The organism is Gemmiger formicilis (assembly GCF_016901605.1).
Classification (GTDB): domain Bacteria; phylum Bacillota; class Clostridia; order Oscillospirales; family Ruminococcaceae; genus Gemmiger; species Gemmiger formicilis_B.
The window spans coordinates 1-302 of record NZ_JACJKP010000576.1 but is presented as its reverse complement, the minus strand read 5'-3'; the positions used below and the strand labels follow the sequence as shown (position 1 = coordinate 302).

General features: G+C 60.6%; 1 protein-coding gene. It reads right to left on the bottom strand.

Annotated features, from left to right (window positions below; translation table 11 throughout):
- Positions 1-119 precede the first annotated feature (119 nt).
- Positions 120-302: hypothetical protein (locus H6B10_RS15995; RefSeq protein ID WP_204652420.1), on the bottom strand; the 183-nt coding region annotated here is incomplete at its 5' end.

Genomic DNA, 302 nt, shown 5'->3' with positions numbered 1-302 from the left:
TTTGCGGGCCCAGCCCTGCAGGTCGATTTTGTGGAATGCCATATCGTCCGCACCTCTTTGTGATGTGTCTTTCGGTGATTATATCACAAATCCCGGCGCAGTGGGCATTTTTTGAAAAATCATACCAGAAGCAGTCGTGCCGGCCACTGTTCCAGCGGACCGATGCGCGGGGCATTGCCCCGCACCGTGCCCGCAAAATCACGGCTCGGTTCCAGGGGGGAGCCGTCGGGGTTGGTGTACGGCTGTTCCGGCTCAAAGGCAAGGCCCAGGGCGGCGGTGGTCACAGGCTCGCCCACCTGGTC